At 71.7% G+C, this 24,358-nt stretch carries 21 protein-coding genes and 1 tRNA gene; 9 read left to right on the top strand and 13 right to left on the bottom strand.

What is annotated here, in order from left to right; genetic code table 11:
- Nucleotides 1-98 precede the first annotated feature (98 nt).
- From cysS to I5Q34_RS17870, 3 genes are all read left to right on the top strand, one after another.
- On the top strand, nt 99-1,490 hold the full coding sequence (gene cysS / locus I5Q34_RS17880; RefSeq protein WP_199893288.1) for a cysteine--tRNA ligase: 1,392 nt from the start codon (nt 99-101) through the stop codon (nt 1,488-1,490).
- Between the two features lie 74 nt (nt 1,491-1,564).
- Complete coding sequence (rlmB, locus tag I5Q34_RS17875) at nt 1,565-2,515, top strand: 23S rRNA (guanosine(2251)-2'-O)-methyltransferase RlmB (RefSeq protein WP_199893287.1); 951 nt, start codon at nt 1,565-1,567, stop codon at nt 2,513-2,515.
- Between the two features lie 105 nt (nt 2,516-2,620).
- Entirely contained in the window at nt 2,621-4,207 is a 1,587-nt protein-coding gene (locus tag I5Q34_RS17870; protein ID WP_199893286.1) for a DoxX family protein, read from the top strand.
- Between the two features lie 87 nt (nt 4,208-4,294).
- Here I5Q34_RS17870 and I5Q34_RS17865 read toward each other — a convergent pair whose 3' ends face one another.
- The 3 genes from I5Q34_RS17865 to I5Q34_RS17855 all read right to left on the bottom strand — a co-directional run bounded on the left by I5Q34_RS17865 (nt 4,295) and on the right by I5Q34_RS17855 (nt 6,915).
- The gene (locus tag I5Q34_RS17865) at nt 4,295-5,017 is read right to left on the bottom strand and encodes a nucleotidyltransferase family protein (RefSeq protein WP_199893285.1); all 723 of its coding nucleotides are present in this window, start codon (nt 5,015-5,017) and stop codon (nt 4,295-4,297) included.
- Nucleotides 5,018-5,135: 118 nt separating this feature from the next.
- Entirely contained in the window at nt 5,136-5,552 is a 417-nt protein-coding gene (locus I5Q34_RS17860) for a hypothetical protein (protein WP_199893284.1), read from the bottom strand.
- Between the two features lie 214 nt (nt 5,553-5,766).
- Entirely contained in the window at nt 5,767-6,915 is a 1,149-nt protein-coding gene (locus I5Q34_RS17855) for an ABC transporter ATP-binding protein (RefSeq protein WP_199893283.1), read from the bottom strand.
- A 185-nt stretch (nt 6,916-7,100) separates the two neighbouring features.
- Between I5Q34_RS17855 and I5Q34_RS17850 the strand changes: the two genes are divergently transcribed.
- Nucleotides 7,101-7,174, top strand: a tRNA-Thr gene (locus tag I5Q34_RS17850).
- Nucleotides 7,175-7,783: 609 nt separating this feature from the next.
- On the opposite strand, the gene I5Q34_RS17845 is transcribed toward I5Q34_RS17850, so the two are convergent.
- Nucleotides 7,784-9,943, bottom strand: a complete 2,160-nt coding sequence (locus tag I5Q34_RS17845) for an MMPL family transporter (protein WP_199893282.1) — start codon at nt 9,941-9,943, stop codon at nt 7,784-7,786.
- 243 nt (nt 9,944-10,186) lie between these two features.
- On the opposite strand from I5Q34_RS17845, the gene I5Q34_RS17840 reads away from it, so the two are divergent.
- A complete protein-coding gene (locus tag I5Q34_RS17840; RefSeq protein ID WP_199893399.1) occupies nt 10,187-11,317 on the top strand; it encodes an aminopeptidase P family protein in 1,131 nt (376 codons plus the stop codon).
- A gap of 667 nt (nt 11,318-11,984) precedes the next feature.
- Here the strand turns inward: I5Q34_RS17840 and I5Q34_RS17835 are convergent.
- The 3 genes from I5Q34_RS17835 to I5Q34_RS17825 form a co-directional block, all read right to left on the bottom strand.
- A complete protein-coding gene (locus tag I5Q34_RS17835) occupies nt 11,985-13,496 on the bottom strand; it encodes an MFS transporter (protein WP_199893281.1) in 1,512 nt (503 codons plus the stop codon).
- 83 nt (nt 13,497-13,579) lie between these two features.
- Entirely contained in the window at nt 13,580-14,077 is a 498-nt protein-coding gene (locus I5Q34_RS17830) for a hypothetical protein (RefSeq protein ID WP_199893280.1), read from the bottom strand.
- A 65-nt stretch (nt 14,078-14,142) separates the two neighbouring features.
- Nucleotides 14,143-15,690: a M4 family metallopeptidase gene (locus tag I5Q34_RS17825; protein ID WP_374193037.1), complete on the bottom strand. Its 1,548-nt coding sequence runs from the start codon at nt 15,688-15,690 to the stop codon at nt 14,143-14,145.
- 365 nt (nt 15,691-16,055) lie between these two features.
- On the opposite strand from I5Q34_RS17825, the gene I5Q34_RS17820 reads away from it, so the two are divergent.
- Nucleotides 16,056-16,613 (top strand): GNAT family N-acetyltransferase, encoded by a 558-nt coding sequence (locus I5Q34_RS17820; protein WP_199893278.1) that lies wholly within the window; start codon nt 16,056-16,058, stop codon nt 16,611-16,613.
- Nucleotides 16,614-16,670: 57 nt separating this feature from the next.
- On the opposite strand, the gene I5Q34_RS17815 is transcribed toward I5Q34_RS17820, so the two are convergent.
- The 3 genes from I5Q34_RS17815 to I5Q34_RS17805 form a co-directional block, all read right to left on the bottom strand.
- Entirely contained in the window at nt 16,671-16,856 is a 186-nt protein-coding gene (locus I5Q34_RS17815) for an antitoxin (protein ID WP_199893277.1), read from the bottom strand.
- Nucleotides 16,857-16,956: 100 nt separating this feature from the next.
- Nucleotides 16,957-17,271 (bottom strand): hypothetical protein, encoded by a 315-nt coding sequence (locus tag I5Q34_RS17810; RefSeq protein WP_199893276.1) that lies wholly within the window; start codon nt 17,269-17,271, stop codon nt 16,957-16,959.
- Nucleotides 17,272-17,550: 279 nt separating this feature from the next.
- Nucleotides 17,551-18,126 (bottom strand): TerD family protein, encoded by a 576-nt coding sequence (locus tag I5Q34_RS17805; protein ID WP_199893275.1) that lies wholly within the window; start codon nt 18,124-18,126, stop codon nt 17,551-17,553.
- 212 nt (nt 18,127-18,338) lie between these two features.
- On the opposite strand from I5Q34_RS17805, the gene arfB reads away from it, so the two are divergent.
- On the top strand, nt 18,339-18,764 hold the full coding sequence (gene arfB / locus I5Q34_RS17800) for an alternative ribosome rescue aminoacyl-tRNA hydrolase ArfB (RefSeq protein ID WP_199893274.1): 426 nt from the start codon (nt 18,339-18,341) through the stop codon (nt 18,762-18,764).
- 405 nt (nt 18,765-19,169) lie between these two features.
- Here the strand turns inward: arfB and I5Q34_RS17795 are convergent, their stop codons facing one another.
- Entirely contained in the window at nt 19,170-19,721 is a 552-nt protein-coding gene (locus I5Q34_RS17795) for a flavin reductase family protein (RefSeq protein WP_277965521.1), read from the bottom strand.
- Nucleotides 19,722-20,053: 332 nt separating this feature from the next.
- Here I5Q34_RS17795 and cdgB point away from each other — a divergent pair, with 332 nt between their 5' ends.
- Together cdgB and I5Q34_RS17785 are read left to right on the top strand one after the other, a co-directional pair.
- Nucleotides 20,054-21,793: a diguanylate cyclase CdgB gene (gene cdgB / locus I5Q34_RS17790; protein ID WP_199893272.1), complete on the top strand. Its 1,740-nt coding sequence runs from the start codon at nt 20,054-20,056 to the stop codon at nt 21,791-21,793.
- 166 nt (nt 21,794-21,959) lie between these two features.
- A complete protein-coding gene (locus I5Q34_RS17785) occupies nt 21,960-22,889 on the top strand; it encodes a carbohydrate-binding protein (RefSeq protein ID WP_199893271.1) in 930 nt (309 codons plus the stop codon).
- A gap of 278 nt (nt 22,890-23,167) precedes the next feature.
- On the opposite strand, the gene I5Q34_RS34795 is transcribed toward I5Q34_RS17785, so the two are convergent.
- Complete coding sequence (locus I5Q34_RS34795) at nt 23,168-23,368, bottom strand: DUF397 domain-containing protein (protein WP_234429064.1); 201 nt, start codon at nt 23,366-23,368, stop codon at nt 23,168-23,170.
- Complete coding sequence (locus I5Q34_RS34790) at nt 23,365-24,216, bottom strand: helix-turn-helix transcriptional regulator (RefSeq protein ID WP_267911977.1); 852 nt, start codon at nt 24,214-24,216, stop codon at nt 23,365-23,367. The genes I5Q34_RS34795 and I5Q34_RS34790 overlap by 4 nt, the downstream gene beginning before the upstream one ends.
- Nucleotides 24,217-24,358: the final 142 nt, after the last annotated feature.

Genomic DNA, 24,358 nt, shown 5'->3' with positions numbered 1-24,358 from the left:
GCGGGCAAAGTGGATGAGCGTCGGGGTGGCGGTGGCGTCACGCCCGCTCCTCGCCCCGCGGGCCCGAGGCACTGCCCGGGGCCCACTACCCTGGTTCCGTGACTATTCGCCTGTACGACACCAGCGCCCGGCAGATCCGTGACTTCACCCCGATCGTCCCGGGCTGCGTCTCGATCTACCTCTGTGGCGCGACCGTGCAGGCCGCGCCGCATATCGGCCACATCCGCTCCGGGCTCAACTTCGACATCATGCGCCGCTGGTTCACCTACCGCGGCTACGACGTGACCCTGGTGCGCAACGTCACCGACATCGACGACAAGATCATCAACAAGGCCGCCGAGCAGGGCCGCCCGTGGTGGTCCATCGGCTACGCGAACGAGTGCGCCTTCAACGACGGCTACGACGCGCTGGGCTGCCTGCGCCCGACCGTCGAGCCGCGGGCGACCGGGCACGTCCCCGAGATGATCGAGATGATGCGCGGGCTGATCGAGCGCGGTCACGCCTACGCGGCCGACGGCAACGTCTACTTCGACGTCCGCTCCTTCCCCGGCTACCTCCAGCTCTCCAACCAGGAGCTGGAGAACCTGCTGCAGCCCTCCGGCGAGGGCGAGACCGGCAAGCGCGACCCGCGCGACTTCGCCATGTGGAAGGCCGCGAAGGAGGGCGAGCCCAGCTGGGAGACCCCCTGGGGCCGCGGCCGCCCGGGCTGGCACCTGGAGTGCTCGGCCATGGCGCACAAATACCTCGGCACCGCCTTCGACATCCACGGCGGCGGTCTCGACCTGATCTTCCCGCACCACGAGAACGAGATCGCCCAGGCCAAGGCCTTCGGCGACGACTTCGCCCGGTACTGGGCGCACAACGCCTGGGTCACCATGAGCGGCGAGAAGATGTCCAAGTCGCTGGGCAACTCCGTGCTGGTCTCGGAGATGGTCAAGGAGTGGCGCCCGATCGTCCTGCGCTACTACCTGGGCACCCCGCACTACCGCTCGATGATCGAGTACAGCCCTGAGGCGCTGCGCGAGGCCGAGTCGGCGTTCGCCCGGATCGAGGGCTTCGTGCAGCGCGTCGTCGAGAAGGCGGGCGCGGTGGAGCCGGCGTCCGAGGTGCCGCCGGCGTTCGCCGAGGCGATGGACGACGACTTCGGCGTCCCGCAGGCGCTCGCCGTCGTCCACACCACCGTGCGCCAGGGCAACGCCGCGCTGAGCGCGGACGACAAGGAGTCCGCCGTCGCCCGCCTGGCCGAGGTCCGGGCGATGCTCGGCGTCCTGGGCCTGGACCCGCTGGACGAGCGGTGGGCCGGCGGCGCCGGGCGCGGCGACGACCTGCACGGCGTGGTGGACTCCCTGGTCCGTCTCGTGCTGGAGCAGCGCCAGGCGGCCCGCTCCCGCAAGGACTGGGCCGCCGCCGACGCCATCCGCGACCAGCTCCAGCAGTCCGGTCTGGCGATCGAGGACACCCCGTCCGGTCCGCGTTGGTCGCTGTCCTGAGCGACACTTTTCGTACGTACGTTTACTGAGCCGCTGTCCCGGCGGCTCTGAGCAGTAAAGAAACAGGTGACCCCATGGCCGGCAACAGCCAGCGCAGGAACCGCCGCACGTCCAACAAGAAGGGCGCGACGGTCGGCAGCGGCGGCCAGCGGCGCCGGGGCCTGGAGGGCAAGGGCCCGACCCCGCCCGCGCACATGCGCAAGGGCCATAAGAAGAACCGCGTCGCCAATGCCCAGGCCAAGCAGGCCACCCGCCGCCCGGCCCCGCGCCGCGGCGGCCCCAAGGGCACCAACGAGCTCGTCGTCGGCCGCAACTCCGTGGTCGAGGCGCTGCGCGAGGGCGTCCCCGCGACCACGCTCTACGTCCAGCAGTTCGTGGACAGCGACGAGCGCGTGCGCGAGGCCATCCAGCTCGCCACCGAGAAGGGCCTCAACCTCATGGAGGCCCCCCGCCCCGAGCTGGACCGGATGACCAACGGCCTCAACCACCAGGGCCTGGTCCTGTCGGTGCCGCCGTACGACTACGCCCACCCCGAGGACCTGACGGCCACCGCCGCCGGCAACGGCGAGGACCCGCTGATCGTCGCCCTCGACGGCATCACCGACCCGCGCAATCTCGGCGCCGTCGTCCGCTCCGTCTCCGCCTTCGGCGGCCACGGCGTGGTCGTCCCCGAGCGGCGCGCGGCCGGCATGACCGCCAGCGCCTGGAAGACCTCCGCCGGCACCGCCGCCCGCACCCCCGTGGCCCGCGCCACCAACATGACGCGGATGCTGGAGGCGTACCAGAAGGAGGGCCTGATGGTCGTCGGCCTGGCCGCCGACGGCGACGTCGAGCTGCACGAGCTGGACGCCCTGGAGGGCCCGGTCGTGATCGTCGTGGGCAGCGAGGGCAAGGGCCTGTCCCGGCTCGTCGGCGAGACCTGCGACTTCCGGGTGCGCATCCCGATGCCGGGCGGCGCGGAGTCGCTCAACGCGGGCGTCGCGGCCGGCGTCGTCCTCTACGAGGCGGCCCGCCGCCGCGCGTAGCGCGAACGGCTGCGCCGTCCTCGTACGGGCGGCGCAGCCAGGTTGACGGGTCTCGGACACCCGTGTCGGTCAAGGCAGTGTCCTAACCTCTGGTCACTCGGTTAGATGAGTGTGGACACCAGAACACCCCGCACACCTACGGGGGGAAGCTCTTCCGGGTACGACGACCAGCCCGCGCTGAGTACGGTGAAGGTCCCGTCCGATCCCGCGCAGGTCTCCGGCAACCACCTGAGCTTCCGCGTGCAGCTCGCGCGTCCCCCGCACCGCGCCCGGCAGTTCGCCGGGATCGCCGCCGACACGGCGCAGCTGCCCACCGTCAAGGGCCCGGCCAGGCGCCGGGCGCCCGTGGTGTGGAGCGGGCGGGCGGCGCCCGGGGACGCGGCCCCCACCCAATTGCTGGAGGCCATGCACGCCGCCGTCGGGGGCGGCGGTGACGCGGGTGCCACCCAGGTCCTGCCGCGCCTCGGCGTCGACGGGGGCGCCCCCGCCACCGTGGTCGGGCCCCGGGGCCCCGCCGAGGAGCACACCCGGCTCCTGCGCGGCATGCGCCCCGCGACCGGGGCGTTCGACGAACAGCCGTACCCGGACGGCGAGTTCGACGAGGAGGCCGACTGGCCCGACGAGGACGACGGGCGGGCGGGCGGCTCCCGTCAGGACGATGCCGTCCGGCACGCCTACTATCCCGGCCGCCGGATGAACCTCGGCGTCGTCCTGCTGCCGCTGCGGATCTTCCTCGGGCTGATCTCCGTCTACGCCGGCATGGGCAAGCTGTGCGACCCCGTCTACTTCGACGGCGGCAAGCGCGGCTCCATGGTCACCTGGCTGACCTCCCTGCACCCCTGGGACGCCGCGGCGCCGCTGCGGGAGTTCGCCCTCGCCCACCCCGTCGGCTCCGGCCTGACGGTGGCCTTCCTCCAGATCATCGTCGGCGTCCTGACCATCTTCGGCCTCTGGCAGCGGCTCGCCGCCGCCGTCGGCGCTCTGCTGTCCATCGCGCTGCTGGTCACCGTCAGCTGGCGCACCCACCCCGCCTACGACACGCCCGACATCATCTACCTGGCCGCCTGGAGCCCGCTGGTCATCGCGGGCGCCCCCTTCTACTCCGTCGACGGCCGGCTGGCCGGCGAGGCGTGGCGCAAGCTCGGCCCGCGGGCCGCGATCGGGGAGCTGCGGCGGCGGGTGCTGCGCCGCGGCGCCGTGATGGCGACCGTGCTCATCGGGCTGACGCTGCTGACGGGTTCGATGCTCGGCGGCGCGGTCCGCTCCGCGCAGCCGGCCACCCTGCCCGGCAGCCCGTCCTCGCCGCCGGTCAACAGCCTGCCCGGCTCGCCGTTCGCGCCGCGGCCGGAGACCGGCACCCCCCGGCGCGGCACCCACGGTCCCACCGGCCCGGGCAGCCCCCGGCCGAGCGCCACCGGTCGCAAGACGGCCACCCCGTCCGCCACCCCGCCGGCCCGGGGGGCCGCCAAGTCCCCGACGGGACCGGCCGGTTCCAGCCGTCCGGGGGCCACTTCGGGTGGGCCCCGTCCCGCGCCCCAGACGCCCCACCAGCGGCCCGCCGCACCGGCCGCGCCGCACAGCCCCACGGGTGCCGCGACGAGCGGTGGCACGGGCGGTGGCGGGACGTCGGGCGGCAACGGCTCCTCCGGCGGTCTCAGCGGCGGTGGCGCCCTCGGCGGCCTCCTCGGCTGATCCGTCCGCCGGCCGCGCGAACGGCCCCGTACCCGGTTCCGGGTACGGGGCCGTTCAACTGCCCTGGGTCAGCTCAACTGCCCTGGGTCAGCCGCCCAGTTCGCGGGCGGCCTCGGTCAGGTCCTTGGCCGTGTCGATGGCCCGCCAGTACGAGCCCTGCGGCAGCGGGAATCCGGCCAGTCGGCGCTCGCGGGCCAGCCGGGGGAACGTGGTGCGCTCATGGTCGCCGCGCTCCGGCAGCAGGTCCGCGAAGCCGGCCGAGAAGACGTACACGCCCGCGTTGATGAGGTACGGCGAGGGCGGCGACTCGATGAAGTCGAGGACGTGGCCGAACTCGTCGGTCTCCACCGCGCCCCACGGGATGCGCGGGCGCGCCAGCGCCAGGGTGGCGGTGGCGTCCCGCTCGTGGTGGAAGGCGGCCATGTCGCGCAGCGAGAACCGGGTCCAGATATCGCCGTTGGTGGCGTACCAGGGCTGGTCGGGACGGGGCAGCGAGGCCGCCGCGTGCTTGAGGCCGCCGCCGCGGCCGAGCGGCTCCTGCTCGACGACCGTCGTCACCCGCAGCGGGAGGTCGGCCGACACGAGCCACGCCTGGAGGACCTCGGCCAGATGGCCGCACGAGACCACCGCGTCGGTGACGCCCTCGGCGGCCAGCCAGGCCAGCTGGTGCCCGATGATCGGGACGCCCGTGCCGGGGATCTCCACCATCGGCTTGGGGCGGTCGTCGGTGTAAGGGCGAAGCCGTGACCCCTGGCCACCGGCCAGGATCACGGCTTGCGCGGGTGCGGGGGCGGGGTGCGTGCCGGTCATGCCCCGCACGATATGCCGTGCCGCGGGGTGCGGTGCGACCGGCGGGCACCGCAAGGGAGGCTTTCGCCGGGAGAGGCCCGTCCTCGGGAGGGATCCGTCCTTTCGCCGGGAGGGCCCGTCAGTGGCCCTGGGTCACCCCGGCGGCGTACGAGGTGTCGCAGACGGGGCGGGAGTACGCCTGGGCCTTCACCGCCGAGTGGTACTTGGCGCGGGCCGCCTGGCCCAGCACCCGGGCGATGTCCACGCAATAACGCGCCAGTGAGGGGCGGCCGTTGGTGGCCTCCTGGAGGTGGGTGAGGGCCACGCCCGGGTTCTTCTCCTGGAGCTCGGTCAGCAGCTTGTCGCGCAGCACCTCGTGCGGGGCGCGGGCCCTGGCCTGGCTGGAGGCGGCGTCCGAGGACGCGGTGAGGACCTGGGACTCGGCGTTGGGCGCCGCCCACGGGACGCGGGTCACCGCGAGGGTCCCGGAGAGCACGAGGACGACGGGGAGGACGAGGGCGAGGGTTCTGCCGATGCGGCGGGCGGCCTGGTTCATGCCGCAGATGGTAGCGAGGCGTAATGATCCCGCGACATTTAGTCACCCTGTCGAGTGACGTTTGTTTCGGCGGCCGCGCGCGATCGGTTGACGCCCGCGCGGCCGGACCAGGGGAGGCCCCCGCGCGGGCCCGCGGGCGCCCGGTTGACCGGCCGCGGGGCCCGCCGGGCCCCGCCCGTACCGGGGCGGCACGGGCGGGGCCCGGCGGCGTGAATCAATCGCTCAGCCGCTCGCCGGACGACGTCGAGAACACATGCAGCTCACCCGGGCGGGGGACGACACGCAGGGTCGAGCCCTTCTCCGGGACGTTGCGCCCGTTGACGCGGACGACGAGGTCCTTCCGCTCCCCGCCGACCTCGGCCGTGCCGTAGACGTAGCCGTCGGCGCCCAGTTCCTCGACCACGTTGACGGTGACGGCGAGGCCGGCCGAGGCGTCCTTGGTGAGCGCGGGGGACGCGTCGCCGGTTCCCTGTCCGCTCTGGCCGCTCTGGCCGACGACGTCGAAGTGCTCGGGGCGCACGCCCACCGTCACCGTCCGGTCGCCCTTGCCGGCGGCCGCCGACAGTGCCTCGCGCGAGACCGGGACGACGCTGTTGCCGAACTCCACGCCGCCGTCGGTGATCGGCACCTCGACCAGGTTCATGGCGGGGGAGCCGATGAAGCCGGCGACGAAGAGGTTGGCCGGGCGGTCGTACATGTTGCGCGGCGAGTCCACCTGCTGGAGCAGCCCGTCCTTGAGCACCGCCACGCGGTCGCCCATGGTCATGGCCTCGACCTGGTCGTGGGTGACGTAGACCGTGGTGATGCCGAGGCGGCGCTGCAGGCCGGCGATCTGGGTGCGGGTCTGCACGCGCAGCTTGGCGTCCAGGTTGGACAGCGGCTCGTCCATCAGGAAGACCTGCGGCTCCCGGACGATGGCCCGGCCCATCGCGACGCGCTGCCGCTGGCCGCCGGAGAGCGCCTTGGGCTTGCGGCCCAGGTACTCGGTGAGGTCCAGGATGCGCGCCGCGTCCTCGACCTTCTGCCGGATCTCGGCCTTCGGCACGCCCGCGATCTTCAGGGCGAAGCCCATGTTGTCGGCGACGGTCATGTGCGGGTAGAGCGCGTAGTTCTGGAACACCATGGCGATGTCCCGGTCCTTGGGCGGGAGGTGCGTGACGTCGCGGTCGCCGATGCGGATCGCGCCGGCGTTGACGTCCTCCAGCCCCGCGAGCATGCGCAGCGAGGTCGACTTGCCGCAGCCGGACGGGCCGACGAGGACGAGGAACTCGCCGTCCTCGATGGTGATGTCGAGCTGGTCGACGGCGGGCTTGTCGCCGCCGGGGTAGATCCGGGTCGCCTTGTCGTACGTGACCGTGGCCATGGTGATGCGGTCCCTTCACCGGCAGGAACGTGCCGGACGATCCGAGTAGAGGGAGTGGTCCAGTCCAATTGGGCCGGGTTGCGGGTGACGCTACCGCTGCGGGGGGCGGTTGTCAGCAGGGGTGGGGGACGTCGTGAAAATCACGGGCGGGGGGACGGGGGAGTCCGGTTAGACTTCTTCCGCGTGCCGCCTTAGCTCAGTTGGCCAGAGCACCTGTCTTGTAAACAGGGGGTCGTCGGTTCGAACCCGACAGGCGGCTCAGAGGAGGAGAGCCCGGGCTTCTGCCCGGGCTCTTTTGTTTGTCCCCGCCCCGCCCTTTCACCGTTTCCGCAGGGGCTGCGCCCCTGCGCCACCCCGCGGGGCGGGGGCCGCGCTCTGCGCGGCGGGTACGGGTCCACGCTGCGCGTGGTGGGTACAGGGTCCACGCTCCGCGTGGTGGGCGGGGCTTTGCCCCTGCACCCCACCGGGGGCTGCGCCCCCTGGACCCCTGCCGGGGTGTGCCTCTGCACTCCTGCCGGGGGTGTGTTCCTGGGCCCCTGCCGGGGGTGTGCTCCTGGCCCCCGACTGGAGCTGCGTCCGCTGGACCACCGCTCGGGGCTGCGTCCCCTGGTTCCCCCCGCTCGGAGCTGCGCTCCTTCGCTCCTCGATCGGGCTCCGCCCCTCGACCCCTGCCGGAGTGTGCCCCCTGCCCCTGTCCGGGGGCTCCGCCCTCCGGGTGCTGCACGCAAAGCGCCGGACCGGCTGAATCAGCCCGTCCGGCGCTTGAGGACCGACGCGGCGCGGCCGCGTCATGGGGTCCGGGGTCCCGCCCCTCGCGCGGCGGAGCCGCACATCGGTGCTGCCGGGAAGGGACGGGGTGGGGTGGGGCCTATCGGTGACCCGAGTAGGACGGGGCGTCCGGTACCGCCTCGTGGTCGTCCGGCTCCGAGGGCCGGACCGCGTCCTGGTGGCCCGGCCACCACGCCTTGTGCCCCAGCAGCGACGTGACCGTCGGCACCAGCAGCATCGCCATCACGAAGGCCGTCAGCAGGATGCCGAAGGCCACCGCGAAGCCCATCTGCTGGAGCATCGAGTTGTCGGCCAGCAGCAGCACGCCGAACGTACCGGCGAGGATGATCGCCGCGGAGGAGACCGTCGGCGCGGACTGGGCCACGGCCGTGCGGACGGCCTGCCGCGGGGGCACGCCCTTGCGGACCTCCTCCCGGAGGCGGGCGACCATCAGGATGTTGTAGTCCGTACCGATCGCGACCACGAAGAGATAGATGATGATCGGCAGCATGAACAGCATGCCGTTCTCGCCCTTCAGGTCCTGGAAGAGCCAGACCGTCGAGCCGAGCGTGGCGCCGAAGCCGAGGGCCACGGCGAGCATCAGGTAGACCGGCGCGACCAGGCTGCGGAGCAGCAGGCCCAGGATCAGCATGATCGCCAGACCGGCGACCGGGAAGACCACCTTGTAGTCGTGCGCGACGGCCTTCTCGATGTCCGCGAGGACCGCGGAGGTGCCGCCGACCAGGGCCTCGGTGCCCTGCGGAGCGGCCTGGTGCGCGGCGTCGCGCAGGTCGCTGCCGACCACCTCGATGGCCTTGTCCGCGGTGGGCTTGTCCTTGGTGATGACGGTGTACTGGGCGACCGTCCCGTCCTTGCTCGGGACGGCGGGCGCGACCTGGGACACGCCCTTCACCGCGGTCAGCTTGTCGTGGAACGCCTTCAGCTCGCTCTTGTCGAGCGGGGCCTTGTCCTTCGACTCCAGGTAGACCATGGCCGGGTCGGCCTGGCCGGCGGAGAAGCCCCTCTGCAGGTCCTTCATCGCCTGGACGGACTCCAGCTTGTCGGGCAGCTGGCTGTCCATGTCGAACTTGGACTTGAAGCTGAACGCGCCGACCGCGAGCACGGCGAGCACCGTGGTGGACAGCAGCGCCACCGCGGCCGGACGGCGGGCGACCATGCCGCCGACCCCGTTGGCCATGCGGTTCTTCGGGGTCTTCTTCCAGGACTTCGACGGCCAGAACGCCGCGCGGCCCAGCAGCGAGAAGACGGCGGGGACCAGGGTCAGCGCCGCGACCAGGGTCACGCCGACGGCGATCGCCAGCGACGGACCCATCGCCTTCATCATGCCCATGGTGGACAGCAGCAGGGCGAGGAAGGACGCGATGACCGCGCCGGCGGCGGAGGCGATGGTCTCGCCGACCCGGGCCACGGCCTCGGCCAGGGCCGCCTTCGGCTCCTTGCCGGCCCGCAGCAGCTCGCGGTAGCGGAAGAGCAGGAAGAGGATGTAGTCGGTGCCGACGCCGAAGAGCACGACGATCAGGATCGGCGTGATGCTGGAGTCGGCCTTGAGCCCGCCGACCTCGGCGGCGGTCCCGATGAGGCCGTTGGCGACCGAGGCCACGAGGAAGATGATGATCACCGGCAGGATCGCGATCAGCGGGCTGCGGAAGATGACCAGCAGCAGCACGACGATGAGCACGAGCGTGGCCATCATGATCAGGGCGTCCGTGTCACCGGAGGAGTCCTGCGCGTCCAGGGTGGACGCCGCCTGGCCGGTGACGCCCATCTTCAACTGGGTGCTCTTCAGCAGGGGTTTGGCGTCCTCGCGGAGCTTCTTGACCGAGTCCAGCAGCTTCGCGTCGGACAGGTCCTTGTCGGTGGAGATGATGTTCGCCAGGGCGATCTCGCCGTTCGGGGAGACCGCCTGGGGGCTCGTCGCCACCTTGGCTATCTTCTCGAAGTGCTTGCTCTGCAGGCCGTCCGAGACCTTGACGACGTCCTGCTTGTCCGTGGCCGTGAGCTTGCCGCCGTCCGCGCGCTTGAAGACGATGATCGACGCGGACTGCTCGGTCTGGGGGAAGGCCCTCTCCTGGAGCTTGCCCGCCTTCACCGACTCGTAGTGCGACGGCAGGAACTCCGCCTGGTCCCTGGTGGACTTCAGGCCCGGCGCCAGCATGCCCAGCGCGACCGCCGCGAGTATCCACGCGACGATCGTGAGCCATGGCCGGTGGACGGCGAACCGTCCGATTCGTCGGAACATGGTGTGGAGCTCCCCCTCAAGCTGGTGACGGCACGGCCCGGAGACGGGATGGGAATGTCTGTGCGGGCAGACCTACGCTAGGGACGCTCTTTATCCGGAGACAACGAATCCTTGGAATATCAGGGGGAAATCGGTCCTGGGGTGGGGGAACCCTCCTCCCAGGGGAGGAGAGACCTGTCACCCGTGGGGTAGAGATCCCCTGCCGAACGTCTCCACCCGGATTACGCTGCCCCCATGGCTCCTATGACGGCGGACGGTCCCTCCGGTGCCGAGACCCCCGGCGACTACGCGGCCCGCATGGAGCGTGCCGCCGGGGCGGCGGCCCAGGAGGGCCTCTCCGGGCTGGTCGTCTCGCCCGGCCCCGACCTGGTGTGGCTCTGCGGCTACCGGGCCTCGCCCGGCTCCGAACGGCTCACCGCCCTGATCCTCGTCCCCGGCCGGCGGCCCCTGCTGATCGTCCCCGAGCTGGAGCGGGGCGGCGCCGAACGCGCCCCGGGCGCCTCGGCGTTGACCATCACGGGCTGGCGGGACGCCGAGGATCCGTACGACGTGGCCGCCGGGCACCTCGACGCGCACGGCCGCTACGGCGTCTCGGACAACACCTGGGCCCTGCACCTGCTGGCCCTCCAGCGCCTGCGCCCCGGCGCCGGCTACGCCGCGCTGACCGAGGCCCTGCCGATGCTGCGGGCGGTCAAGGACGCGGCCGAGGTGGAGCGGCTCGCGGCGGCGGGGGCGGCGGCCGACGCGGTCTACGGGGAGATCGTGGAGCGGCCGTTCGCGGGGCGGCGGGAGCTGGAGGTCGCGGCCGACCTGGACCGGCTGCTGCGCGAGCACGGGCACTCCCAGGTCGACTTCACGATCGTCGGTTCCGGGCCCAACGGGGCCGATCCGCATCACGATTCGGGGGACCGCGTCATCGAGGAAGGTGACATGGTCGTCATGGACTTCGGCGGTCTGCTGGGCGGTTACGGCTCCGACACGACGCGCACCGTGCACGTCGGCGAGCCGACCGCGGAGGAGCGCAAGGTGCACGACGTCGTGCGGGAGGCCCAGCAGGCGGCGTTCGAGGCGGTGCGCCCCGGGGCGGCGTGCCAGGACGTCGACCGGGCGGCGCGGGCGGTGATCGTGCGGAACGGTTTCGGCGAGTACTTCATCCACCGGACGGGGCACGGGATCGGCGTCACGACGCACGAGCCGCCGTACATGGTGGAGGGGGAGCACCAGCCGCTGGTGCCGGGGATGTGTTTCTCGATCGAGCCGGGGATCTATCTGCCGGGGCGGTTCGGGGTGCGGATCGAGGACATCGTGGTGTGCGGGGAGTCGGGTGGGCGGCGGCTGAACAACACGGAGCGCGCGTTGCGTGTGGTGGGGTGACCTTTCCCCGCCCCGCCCTTTCACCGTTTCCGCAGGGGCTGCGCCCCTGCGCCACCCCGGGGGGGGGGGGGGTTAAAAAACCGGGGGGGGGGGTGGGGGGGGGGGGGGGCCCCTTCCCCCCCCCCCCCCTTCCCCGTTTCCCCCGGGGGGGGCCCCCCGGCCCCCCCCCGGGGGCCCCGGGGGGGCCCCGGGGCCCCGCGCTCCGCGCGGGCGGGCGGGGGCTCCGTCCCCTGCACCCCTGCCGGGACTCTGCCCCTGGCCCCCTTTGCGGGGTTGCGTCCCCTGGACCCCTCGGCCCGGCACCGTGCTCCGCGCGGTGGGTGCGGGGGCTCCGCCCCCTGCGCCCCCACCGGGGCTGCGCCCCCACCGGGGCTGCGCCCCGGACCCCGTATCGCGGCTTCGCCGCTCGTCCTCAAACGCCGGACGGGCTGAAGTGTGCGCCCAGGCGTGAATTCAGCCCGTCCGAGGGTCGGCGAAGCCGCATTGCGAAGTCCGGGGCGACGCCCCCGAAATGCGGGCCCGGTGCGGAGCCCCGGTGGCGACGCAGGGGTGAAGCCCCCGCGCGCTCCGCCCGCCCCGCCCCCGCGCGCCCCCGCCCGCGAGAGGGTTGCGAAGGGGCGCAGCCCCTGCGGAAACGGTGAAAGGGCGGGGTGGGGACGAACCCCCGTCACCGACCCGCCCGCATGCGGTGCGGGTCGTACTCGCCCTCCAGCTCCCTCTCCGCCGCCTCGCGGCGGGACGGTGGCCCGGCCACGATCAGGACCCACGCCGTCACCGCCGCCAGGAGCATGATCGCGGACGCCCACGCCAGGCCCACATGGAAGCCGTGCACCACGGCGGACTTGACGACGGCCGGGGTCGCCGCGGGGCGGCGGGCCGCGAGGTAGGCCGCCGTCGCGCTCGTCGCGATCGTGTTCAGGAGCGCCGTTCCGATCGAACCGCCCACCTGCTGGCAGGTGTTGACCGTCGCGGAGGCGACGCCCGCGTCCGCCGGGTCCACCCCCTTCGTGGCGGTGTCCACGACGGGCACGAAGATCAGGCCCATGCCGAGCCCGAAGAGGATCGTGGACGGCAGGACGTGCCCCGCGTACTCCGCCCTGATGGGCAGGGACGTGAGCAGGAAGAGGCCGGCGGCGGCCAGCAGGGCTCCTGAGGAGAGCAGGGCCCGCGGGGGCAGCCGGTGGAGCAGGCGCGGCGAGAGCTGGGTGCTGGTCAGCATGATCGTCGCGGACATCGGCAGGAACGCCAGGCCCGCCTCCACGGGCCGGTAGTCCAGGACGCTCTGGAAGTAGTACGTCATGTACAGGAACATCCCGAACATGGCGACGACGGCCAGGGCGAGGGTGAGGAACGCCCCGGTGCGGTTGCGGTCGCGAACGATCCGGGGCGGCAGCAACGGGGTCGCCGCCCGGGTCTGACGCACGGCGAACAGCCCCAGCAGCAGCCCGCCGGCGCTCAGCGAACCCAGGACCCGCGGGCTGTCCCAGCCCAGGGAGGACGCCTCGCTGCAGCCGAAGACCACGCCGACCAGGCCGGTGCAGGCGAGCAGGGCGCCGGGGACGTCCAGCCGGGGCCGCCGCTCGGGGCGGTGGTCGTGCAGGGACCACGAGCCGCCGAGGAAGGCCGCCACGGCGATGGGGGCGTTGACGTACATGCACCAGCGCCAGTCGAGGTACTCGGTCAGCACGCCGCCGGTGATCAGCCCGATCGCGTTCCCGGCACCGGCGATGCCGCTGAAGACGCCGAACGCCTGGGCCCGCTCCCGCGGTTCGGTGAACGTCGTCGTCAGCAGCGAGAGCGCGGACGGTGCGAGGGTCGCCGCGAAGACGCCCTGCAGGGCACGGGCGCCGAACAGCTGCCAGTCCGTCTGCGCCGCGCCGCCGATCGCGGAGGCGACCGCGAAGCCGACGAGGCCGGCCAGGAACGTCCGTTTGCGGCCCAGCAGGTCCGCGACCCGTCCGCCGAGCAGCAGCAGGCCGCCGAAGGCGAGCGTGTAGGCGGTGATCACCCACTGCCGGTTGGTGTCCGACATGTGCAGCTCGCGCTGGGCGGACGGCAGGGCGATGTTCACGATGGTCGCGTCGAGCACGACCATCAGCTGGGCGGTGCCGATGAAGGCCAGCCCCCACCAGCGGTGGGAACGGCGGGTGGTGTCGGGAGGGGGGTACGTGGTGCTCATCGCGGGCCTCCCGCACCAGGCTAGGCCCGTCGGGTGACATCCGCCCGCCGGGGCGGCCGGGCGACGGCAGCGTGCACCGGGCGTCAGACCCGGGGGAAGCGGCTCAGCAGCGTCCAGACGGCCGGGTTCTCGTCGAGGCCCTCGTGCATGTCGGTCAGGTCCGCGACGAGGTCGTGCAGGAAGTCCCGGGCCTCGCGGCGCAGCGCGCGGTGGTCGAGGACGAGCGGGGGCTCGTCGGCCGGCGCCCAGTCGGCGGTGACCTCGACCCAGCCGAAGCGGCGCTCGAAGAGCATGCGGTCGCTGGACTCGGTGAAGTCGAGCTCCGCGTACTGCGGGGCGGCCGAGCGGGAGCCGCGGGGGTCGCGGTCGAGCTCCTCGACGATGTCGCACAGGGCCCAGGCGAAGTCCAGTACGGGCACCCATCCCCAGGCTGTGGACAGCTCCCGGTCTTCCTTCGTGTCGGCGAGGTAGACGTCGCCGCAGAACAGGTCGTGCCGCAGGGTGCGCACGTCGGCGGTGCGGTAGTCCGTCTGCGGCGGGTCGGGGAAGCGGCGGGAGAGGGAGTAGCCGAGGTCGATCACGCCGTCGATGGTGTCACGGCTGAGCCGCCCCCGGCCTCCGGGGGCGGCTCAGCCGTCGGGCGGGACTACTTGACGTTGATCGCGGTCCAGGCCGCGGCCACCGCCTTGTACTCCGCGCTGTTGTTGCCGTAGAGCGAGGCCGCGGCGGCGAGGGTGCCGGTGCGGGCCTTGGCGTAGTTGGTGTTGGAGGTGAACTGGGTGGTCAGCGCCTTGTACCAGATCGCCTGGGCCTTGTCGCGGCCGATGCCGGTGACCTTGGAGCCGTCCGCGGTCGGGCTGTCGTAGGTCACGCCGTTGATCGTCTTCTTGCCGCTGCCCTCGGAGAGCAGGTAGAAGAAGTGGTTGGCCGGGCCGGACGAGTAGTGGACGTCGATGCCGCCGAGGCCGGAGTACCAGCTGTCCTTCGACTGGCCGTCCTTGCTGGGCTTGTCCATGTACCGCAGCGGCTTGCCGTTGCCGAAGATGTCGATCTTCTCGCCGATGAGGTAGTCGCCCACGTCGGCCTTGTTGTTGGCGGAGAACTCGACGGCGGTGCCGAAGATGTCGCTGGTGGCCTCGTTGAGGCCGCCGGACTCGCCGCTGTAGACCAGCTTGGCGGTGGCGGCGGTGACGCCGTGGCTCATCTCGTGCGCGGCCACGTCGACGGCGGTCAGCGGCTTCTTGTCGCCCTCGCCGTCGCCGTAGGTCATGCAGAAGCAGGAGTCCTGCCAGAAGGCGTTGACGTAGCCCTTGCCGTAGTGGACGCGGGAGTAGGCGGCCTTGCCGTCGTTGCGGATGCCGTTGCGGCCGAAGGTGTTCTTGTAGAAGTCCCAGGTGACGGCGGCGCCGTAGTGGGCGTCGACGCCGGCAGTCTGCCGGCCGCCGCCCCAGGTGTCGGTCTTGTTGGTGAACAGCGAACCGGTGCCGGACGAGCCCTGGTTGAGGTCGTACGTCTTGTGGCCGCCGCGCTTGCCGTCGACGAGCTGGTACTGCGAGCCGGACTTGGTGGTGTCCAGGGGCACCGTGCCGCTGTAGGTGCTGGTGCCGCTGCCGGTCTCGACGCCCTCGTACTGGAAGAGCTTCTTGCCGTTGGCCGCGTCGGTGATGACGTGCAGCTCGCTCGGGGTGCCGTCCTTCTGGACGCCGGTGACCACGGTCTCGTACGCCAGGACCGGCTTGCCCTGGGCGGCCCAGACGACCTTGCGCGGGGACTGGCCGGCGGGCTTGGCCGTCTTCTTTGCGGCGGCCGCGCTCAGCGCGGACTTCTTGGCCTCCGTCGGGGCCAGGGACGGGCTCGTCGAGGCCACGGCTATCTTCGCGTCGGTCGACTTGGTGACCGAGCGCGACCCGGCCTTCGTCTCATGGACGATCAAGTCGCCGCCCAGGACGGGGAGTCCGTCGTAGGTGCGCTCGTAGCGGGTGTGCACGGTGCCGTCGGCGTCCTTGACGACGTCGCGGACGACGAGCTTCTCCTTGTCGCCGAGCCCGATCCTGGCGGCGGTGGACGCGGCGGCACCCTGGGCGTCCTGGATGGCGGCGGCCCGCTGGCCGGCGGAGAGGCTCAGCGGAAGTCCTCCGCTGTCACGGTCACCCGAGGCGCTCGCGCTTCCGGTCTGCACGCCGACCACGACCATCGCGGCGGAGGCGACGAGGGCGGCGGCACGCAGGGCGGTGGTGCGGGGGGTGGCGGTGAGTCTCAACTCTGTCTCCTCTGAGGGGGGTTCGGGCAGCCGGGTGGGGGCCGCCCGCTGGTACGAGAGGTGCAGGAGCGAATGTGAGGAGAGCGTGCCACCCCTTGAGCGCTTTTGACAGGGGCGCAACAAGGATTTGATCTGTCGTTTTCCTGGAACGACCAATTCCGGCCGGAGTTGGCGGATCGGGTTTAGGGGAGGCACAGTTGAGCCTGAAGTGGCCTGCGAGGCTGGTGGGACAGCCCCTCGGGCATGCCGGATCCCCCGCACCGCCGGCCGGTGGAGACGGACCGGGGTACGGGGGATCCATGCGGGTCAGGACGTATGCGGAGGGCGACGTACCGGGCCGGGCGGCCGCCGCGGCCGAGGCGCTGCGCGAGCGGGAGTGGCCCGGCGGCGGGCCGCACGATCCGGCGCTGCGGCCGGTGGCGATGCTGCTGTGCTCAGCGGAGGACGAGGTGGTGGCGGCGCTGGACGTCCTCTTCAAGGACGTCGCCCACGCGGGCCGGGTCTACCGGGCCGCCGGGCTGAGCGCGGTGGTCACCGACCCGGCGCACCGGGGCAGCGGAAACGGGCGGCGGCTGGTGGCCGCCGCCCGTGAATGGATCGCCGCGCAAGGCGTCGACCTGGGCCTTTTCACCTGTGACCGCCCCCTGCGGGGCTTCTACGAGAGCGCGGGGTGGGAGGTGCTGGAGGGCACCGTCCTCGTCGGCGGAACGCCGGAGGATCCCTTCCCCAGTGACGGGCCCGGGTTCGGCAAAGTCACCATGGCCGGATTCTTCACGGCACGGGCGCGGCGGGACGCGGACGCGTTCCGGGGGTGCCGCGTCGGGCTGTACCCGGGCGGCATCGACAGGCTGTGGTGAGGCGTCGGCGGACTGTGGCGAGTCTCCGGGCTGTGGTGGGTGGAAGGGCTCCTTCCGTCAGGACCGGTCGTCGGGCGATTGCTTGCCGAGCTGCTCGTTGATCCTGCGCTGGGCCTCGTCGACCTGGCTCTGGTACTTGTTGCCGGTCTTGGCGTCGAATGCGTCACCGGCCTTTTCGACGCCCTTCCGGGCAGTGTCCTCATGACCCTTGAGCAGGCCCTTGAGCTTGTCGAGCATGGACATGGAGTCCTCCTTGCGAGTGCCTGACAATTCCAGGATCGCCTCATTCGCCCTGTTTGGCCAGTGCGCGTCCCAGGAGTTCGCGTCAGGGCCGGGTCTCGCGTCAGGGTTCGCGCGGGGGCGTGCGCTCCTCCGGGCCGATCGTGGGGTCGAGGGCCGAGTCGTACGTCCCGGTGCCCCGGCAGTGCTTGCACTGGCCGGTGCGGTGGACGGTCTCGGCCGGACCGCGGAACGGGTCGGGGCCGGGGTGGTGGGCCAGCACGCGGGGGACGAATCCGGAGCCCTGGCACCAATGGCAGACCGGCCGCGCCGGAAAGGGGCCGGAGCCGGAATCCGGGCCCGATCCGGAATCCTCGCCGGACTCGGAATCCGGGCCGGGATCCTGGTCCGGATCCTGGGGGTTATCGCTGTCCGTCATCGTGGCCGATGATGGTCCGTACGACGGGGCCGGGGCCGGGAAACGGCGGCCCTTCATCCGTTCGGGACCGGCACCTGACATATTCGCCGAAAGAATCCGGGCGCGTACTTGCATTTTCGAATGCATTTCGACAATGGCGGTTTCGGCAATGGCAGTGCGGAGGGCCGCTTCCCTGGCGGGAAAGCGGCCCTCGTGGCGCGATCCGGATCGATCGCCCGGCCCGGCTCAATGGTCCGGTCCGGCTCAATCACCTGATCCGGCTCAATCGCCCGTGGAATGTCAGACGTTGACGCCGAAGTCCTGCGCGATGCCGACCAGGCCGGAGGCGTAACCCTGGCCCACGGCACGGAACTTCCACTCCGCGCCGTTGCGGTAGAGCTCGCCGAAGACCATGGCGGTCTCGGTGGCCGCGTCCTCGCTCAGGTCGTAACGGGCGATCTCGGTGCCGCCGGCCTGGTTGACGACGCGGATGTAGGCGTTGCGCACCTGGCCGAAGTTCTGCGAGCGCGCGGTGGCGTCGTAGATGGAGACCGGGAAGACGATCTTGTCGACGTCGGCCGGCAGGGCGGCGAGGTTGACGTTGATCTGCTCGTCGTCGCCGTCGCCCTGGCCGGTGACGTTGTCGCCGGTGTGCACGATGGAGCCGTCGGGCGTCTGCTTGTTGTTGAAGAAGACGAAGTGGGCGTCCGAGTAGACCTTGCCGGCGGGGTTCACCGCTATCGCGCTCGCGTCGAGGTCGAAGTCCGTGCCCGTGGTGGTGCGGACGTCCCAGCCGAGGCCGACGGTGACGGCCGACAGGCCCGGGGCCTCCTTGGTGAGGGAGACGTTGCCGCCCTTGGACAGGCTTACAGGCATGGGAGTGATCCCTTTCTCGTCGGGCTCGCGGCTCTCGTCGGTCGCGGCTCGCGCCGCCGCCGGCGCGAGCCGCTGTCACCCGGGTAAACGTCGGTCGGGGTGGTGAGGTTCCACCCTTCTTTACTTTCTTTACCGGTTTCTGATGCCAGGTCGGTGACGGAGTGGGACAAACCCAGGTGACATGGGCACCCCCAGCGGGCGACCATGGGTCCATGTCCGGTCCCCACGTCATCCGCGGTGCCGTGGCCCTGCCCGAGGCGGAGCTGGTGTGGCGCTTCTCGCGCTCCTCCGGCCCGGGCGGCCAGCACGTCAACACCAGCGACAGTCAGGTGGAGCTGCGCTTCGACCTGGCCGCCACGGAGGCGCTGCCCGCCGTGTGGAAGGAGCGCGCCCTGGAGCGGCTGGCCGGCCGCCTGACGGGCGGCGTGCTGACCGTACGGGCCTCGGAGCACCGCTCCCAGTGGCGCAATCGCGAGACGGCGGCGGTCCGCATGACCGCCCTGCTGGCCGAGGCGACGGCACCCCCGCCCAAGGCGCGGCGGGCGACGCGGATCCCGCGCGGCATCAACGAGCGGCGGCTCAGGGAGAAGAAGCAGCGGTCGGACACGAAGCGGGGGCGCTCGGGTCGCTGGGACTGAGGGCGGGGGCGCTGTGCCGGGGGCGGCGGCCATGTCCGGGCGGCGGGCGCCCCGTTGAGCCCGTTGAAGCGGATGGACCACCGCCTGGGGGTGTGCCGCCGCTGGTGCAGCGGGTCGCCGGTTGGCCGGACAGGCCGCGGGGCTTCGGCTCGGGCGTCGGGCGTAGGGCCAGGTCGTGGCGGCCGGCGGCCGTACGTCGTTCGTGCGCCGAGGCGGTGGTCCGCGCGTCAAGCCGACGCGTTCGGCGCCCACTTCGGCGGCCCTTCGCCGCCGAAGCGGCGGGTGCGGCAGCCCGAGCGGCGATCCGCCCGCAGGAGCCGCAGGCCGCCCGCCGGGTGGCGGCAGGGCCGGCTGAGCAGACGGCGGCAGGGCCGACCGGGCGGGCGCCGAACGCGTCGTCCGGTGCTACGACAGCTGCCGGTAGCGGCCGCGGAAGTACATCAGGGGGGAGCTGTCCGCGCTGGGGGTGGCCGCGCCGAGCACCCGGCCGATGTAGAGCGTGTGATCGCCCGCGGCCACCCGCTGCTCGGTCCGGCACTCCACCACCGCGAGCGAGCCCCGTACCAGGGGCGCGCCCGAGACCTCGCCGCGCTCCCAGGGGAAGTCCTCGAAGAGCAGCCGGTCGCTGACGCGGCCCTTCATCGCGAAGCGGCCCGCGATGTGCCGCTGGCTCTCCGAGAGCAGGGACACCGCCCACAGCGGTTGCCGGTCGAGCAGGTCCTCCATGCGCGAATCGTTGCGAACGCTCACCATCACGAGCGGCGGATCCAGGGACACGGAGAGGAACGCCGTCGCCGTCATCCCCACATCCTCGCCGTGCGGGCCCTCCTCGGGGTCGTGCGCCGTCACCAGCACCACACCGGCGGCGAGGCGGGCGAGAGCTGCGCGGAATTCCTCGGCGGTCACACCGTCAGGATGCGGTATGCGGGCCTCTGCGGGCGAAGTCGTCTGCAACACGCCCAGCACGCTAGCCGTCCCCGACGGGCCGTTGCATCGGGCTGCGGGACCAGGGACGGACTGGTAATAGGGACTAGGGCCAGCTCCGCTTTCGCGCTGCGAAGCGTTCCGGGAACGCGGCAGGGGCTGCCTTATTTGCTATTCGTGAACGGTCAATGGGCGGCATTTACCGAAGCGTTCCGACCAAGATCGACCTGTGACATGAGTCACATAAGGCCCTATTTGTTGACCCTGTGTACCGAGTTGTCAGCTCGCTGTGATTCAGTGGCCGTGTAAACGGACGACAAGAAAATCTGGAGAGTCGCTGTCGAGGTCTCGGGGGAGAGCGAACCATGGAAACCGAGTCGGAGCCGTATGTCCGTCTGGCGACCTTGAGGCAGGTTCATCAGGCCGTAGCGGAGCTGAATAGCGCGCGAAGTCTCGCGGACACCCTGCAGACGGTCGCCGAGGGTGTGGTGAACGGGCTCGGGTACGAGCTCGCGGCCGTCAATCTGGTCCGTCCGGACGGTGACCTCGTCGTCGCCGCCGTGGCGGGCGACGCGAGTGCCGAGGCGTTCCTGTCCGGCCGCGTGGGATCACGCGTGTCCTGGGAGCGCCGGCTGTCGATGGGGGAGCGCTGGGGCGAGCTGCGCTTCATCCCGTACACGGAGGGGTGGGTGCTCGACGAGGACGACGTCCCGCAGTGGCGCACCACCGGCCCGGCCCCGGGCTTCGCCGACGAGTGGCACCCCATGGACCGGCTCCTCGCCCCCATGTACACCGCCGGCTCCGCCACCGGCGAGCTGCTCGGCGTCATCTCCGTCGACCGGCCGCGCAACGGCCTCCGCCCGGGCGCCTGGGGCCGCGAGGCCCTGCAGATGTACGCCTTCCAGGCCGCCATCGCCATCAGCAACGCCCGGCTGCGGGCCAACATGCAGCGCGCCCTGGTCCGCCTGGAGCGCGAGCAGCAGGCGCTGCGGGCCAGCGAGGAGAGCTTCCGCCAGGCATTCGAGTACGCGCCCAGCGGCATGGCCATCGCCGAGCTGGGCGGCGACCAGCACGGCCGGCTGCACCGCATCAACGACGCCCTCTGCCGGCTGCTGGGCCGCTCGGTCTCCCAGCTGCGCCGCCTCTCGTTCTCCGACCTCGTCCACCCCGACGACGTCGGCACCCTGCTGCGCACCTCCGCCGAGGGCGGCCGGGCCGAGCTGCGGCTGCGCCGGCGCGACGACAGCTACATGTGGGTCTCGCTGCGCAACTCCGTCGTCGCCGACGCCGCCGACGGCCCGCGCTTCCTGCTCACCCACGTCGAGGACATCGAGGACCGCAAGCGGCACGAGCTCCAGCTCGCCCACCGCGCCAGCCACGACGCGCTCACCGGCCTGCCCAACAGCGCCGAGTTGCGGGCCCGGCTCAGCAGCCGGCTCTGCTCCCGCCCGCCGGGCGGCGACGAGCGGGAGGCCGCCCCCGGCCCCTTCGGCCGGCTCGACGGCTTCGCGGAGGTCGTCGGCGTGGGCAGCCCCTTCGGCGGCCCGTTCGGCGAGCCGGTCCTGCTGGGCGCGGACGGGGCGTACGCGGCCGACCGCGGCCACACGCTCGTCGACGACTACCCGGCCGGCATCGAGGGCGGCTTCGGCCACCACACGGACCACCACGTCCACACCGTCGCCCTCGACGAGGACAACGACGACGGCGGCAAGGGCCTTGCCGTCCTCTTCTGCGACCTCGACGGCTTCAAGTCGATCAACGACCGCTTCGGCCACCACACCGGCGACGCCGTCCTGATCGAGGTCGCCCGCCGGCTGACCGACGGCGTCCGCGACGGCGACACGGTGGCCCGGCTCGGCGGCGACGAGTTCGTCGTCCTGGCCGACGGGCTGGGTCTCGCCGACGCGGAGGACCTCGCCGTCCGGCTGCGGAACGCGATCATCCCCCCGATACGGGTGGACGGCCGCGCGGTCCGCGTCGGGGCCAGCTTCGGCATCGGCTGGGCGGGCTGCGGCATGTCCGCGGACGAGGTGCTGCGCTCCGCCGACCAGCGGATGTACGTCGAGAAGAGGTCCCGGGCCCGGGCGGGACGCCGTGCGGGCTGAGGGCCGGGCCGAGGTGCGGGCTGCGCGCGGGCGGGTGGCCCGAGGTAGGCTGCGCCGAACGGCACCGCCCCCGGACCGTGGCGGCCGAACCGGCCTCGCCAACCGCGTGATCCGGTGCACAGCAACGTGGGTGCCGACGGGCACATCACGTGGGGAGTGACAAGGGATGACGGCCGGTAACAACGGCGGCGCCGACGGCACGGGCAAGCCGGAGGAGGACGACCCGTTCGCCCACCTCTACCGCTCGGAGGGCGGCGCCGGCGGCACGCAGGGCGGCCAGGCCCCGCAGCCCGGCGTCCCCCGCACGTCGTACAACCAGGTCCGCCCGGTCGGCTCCCGCCAGTACAACCCGCAGCCGAGCGGTGGTACGTACGGCGCGGGCATCCCCCCGCAGCACCAGCCGGCACCGCACTACGCCGCCCCGGAGACCCTCCCCGGCGGCGGCGCCCCGGCCCGCCCGGCGCCGCCCGGCTCGCAGCCCCGCCCGAAGCGGCGGGGGCTGCTCATAGCCGCGATAGCCGTGGTGCTGGTCGTGGCGGGCGGCATCGGCACCGCGATTGTCCTGAACCAGGACAACGGCGACGACAAGAGCACGTCCTTGAACGCGGACGGCTCGCAGTCGCCGAGCGCCGAGGAAAAGAAGAAGGACGAGAAGAAGAAGGACGGCGACGACAAGCCGACCGGCAAGCCGGTGAAGGACCTGCAGCGGGACGCCGGGACCCTCCGCCTGGGCGGCGGCGCGACCACGTCCAAGGACGTCAAGGGGGCGCCGTCGGATGGTGGCACCTATGTCGTCATGAAGCCGGGTGCCTCGATCGAGTGGAACGGCGTGAGTGTCCCGAGCGCGGGTGACTACACGGTGTACGTCGAATACGGCGCACCGGGCGGGGACGCAAGCGGCTCGCTGTGGATCAACGGCAAGAAGCTCGACACCACGGTGAAGCTGAAGAGCTATGGCAGCACCAGCTGGTCGTATACCTACAACTACGTTCAGCTCAACAACGGCAAGAACGACATCAAGCTGTCGTGCGAGTCGGGTAGTTGCAATGCCAACGTGGCCCGCATCAAGCTGCTCCCGGGCTGGTACAAGTCATAGCCTCACAGTCCCGGTCACCCGCTGGCCTTGCCGTCGCCGGTCGGGGCGGCATGGTGATCGAGCGGCTGCCCGTCTCGTCTCGGGCCCTTCGGGCCCAAAGCGGGCTGGCTACGGCAGGGGGTGGCCGGGGCCGGTCTCCGGGTGCCCAGTCGTTCGTGCGCATGCCATGCAGTGGGCTGCGGGCCTGATGCGCGGCGCGGTGGTCGTGTGGTGGTCGACTTGTGAATTGCGGGCACTTTGGGTGTGATGACGGACTGGTGTGCACACCCGATTGCCCGCTATCCGCGCAGGGCGAGGTGGCCGGTTGTGGTCCCCCGCGTGAAGAAGGCGAAGGTGGTCGCTCCCAGCCTGAGTACGGGTGCGCCGGGGCGCTTCGAGTCGCGGATCAGGACATCTGCCGTGTTGCCGGGGAGGGCAACCTCTGCGCAGTTCCGGCTGCCGGAGCTGTAGGTGCTCTTCCGGAAGACGTGTCTGTTCAACTCCCCTGCTTGATCAGGCTGTTGATGAAGTCGCGGGAGTCGGCCGCGCCGAGGGCCTGCTCGCGCAGGTGGTTGAACGCCGATTCGTAGCGTACGACGTGGGCGTCCTCCTCCAGGTAGAAGGAGGTCGTCATCGGCTCGATGGCGACCACCGGCTCTCCTTCGTCGAAGTGGAAGAGGGTGTACGCCCCGTTGAGGCCGGTGTGCGTCCCGGCGCTGAACGGCATGACCCGGATCTCGATGTTCGGCATCTCGGAGACGTCCAGTAGGCGCTTGAGCTGGCCTTGCAGGACTCTCGGCTCTGCTGCCTGGCGTCTCAGGCATGCCTCGTCGAGTACGCAGCGCATCATGAGCGGCGTCATGGGCCGGTCTTCGAACTGGCGCCGAGTCAGTGCGTGTTGGCGCTTCATCCGTAGTTCGGCGAAGGCCCTCGCCTGGCGGGTGGTGCTCCAGGCTCGGCTGCCTTCGATGACCGCGCAGGCGTAGTCCATCGTCTGCAGCAGCTCCGGAACGACCAGTGCCGCGTAGGTGTCGGCCTGGCTCGCCAGCTCTTCGAGCTCGATGACGTCGGCGAACGAATCGGAGATGACATCGCCGTATTGGGCGAACAAGCCTCTCCGGCGGCCCACTTCCGCGAGCTTGGCGAGCCTCCGGACCTCGGCGATGCGTGCCTCGTCCTTGATGCCGTACACGCGGAAGAACCTATCGAGGTCGGCGCGCAGCTTGCCGTTTTCGATCTTGCTCAGGCTTGGTGCGCCCGTTACGCCGAGCAGCTTGGCGGCTTTCACGAGACTCAGGCCCGCCCGAATCCGCATCGTCCGTAGCTCTGCTCCGAGGCGTCGGCGCATCAGGGCGGGCACAGGGTCCGGCAAGTGATCACCTCCCTCACTTTCGGGGCTCGACTCTACGACAACCGTCAGCGTGGGTACGCCGGTTAACTCTTTAGTGGGAACTATGAGTTGAAAATTTGCAATGATATTTCTCGTAGCT

This window comes from Streptomyces sp. AV19, from assembly GCF_015999245.1.
Taxonomy (GTDB): Bacteria; Actinomycetota; Actinomycetes; order Streptomycetales; family Streptomycetaceae; genus Streptomyces.
This window is presented reverse-complemented; position numbering and strand designations above follow the sequence as displayed.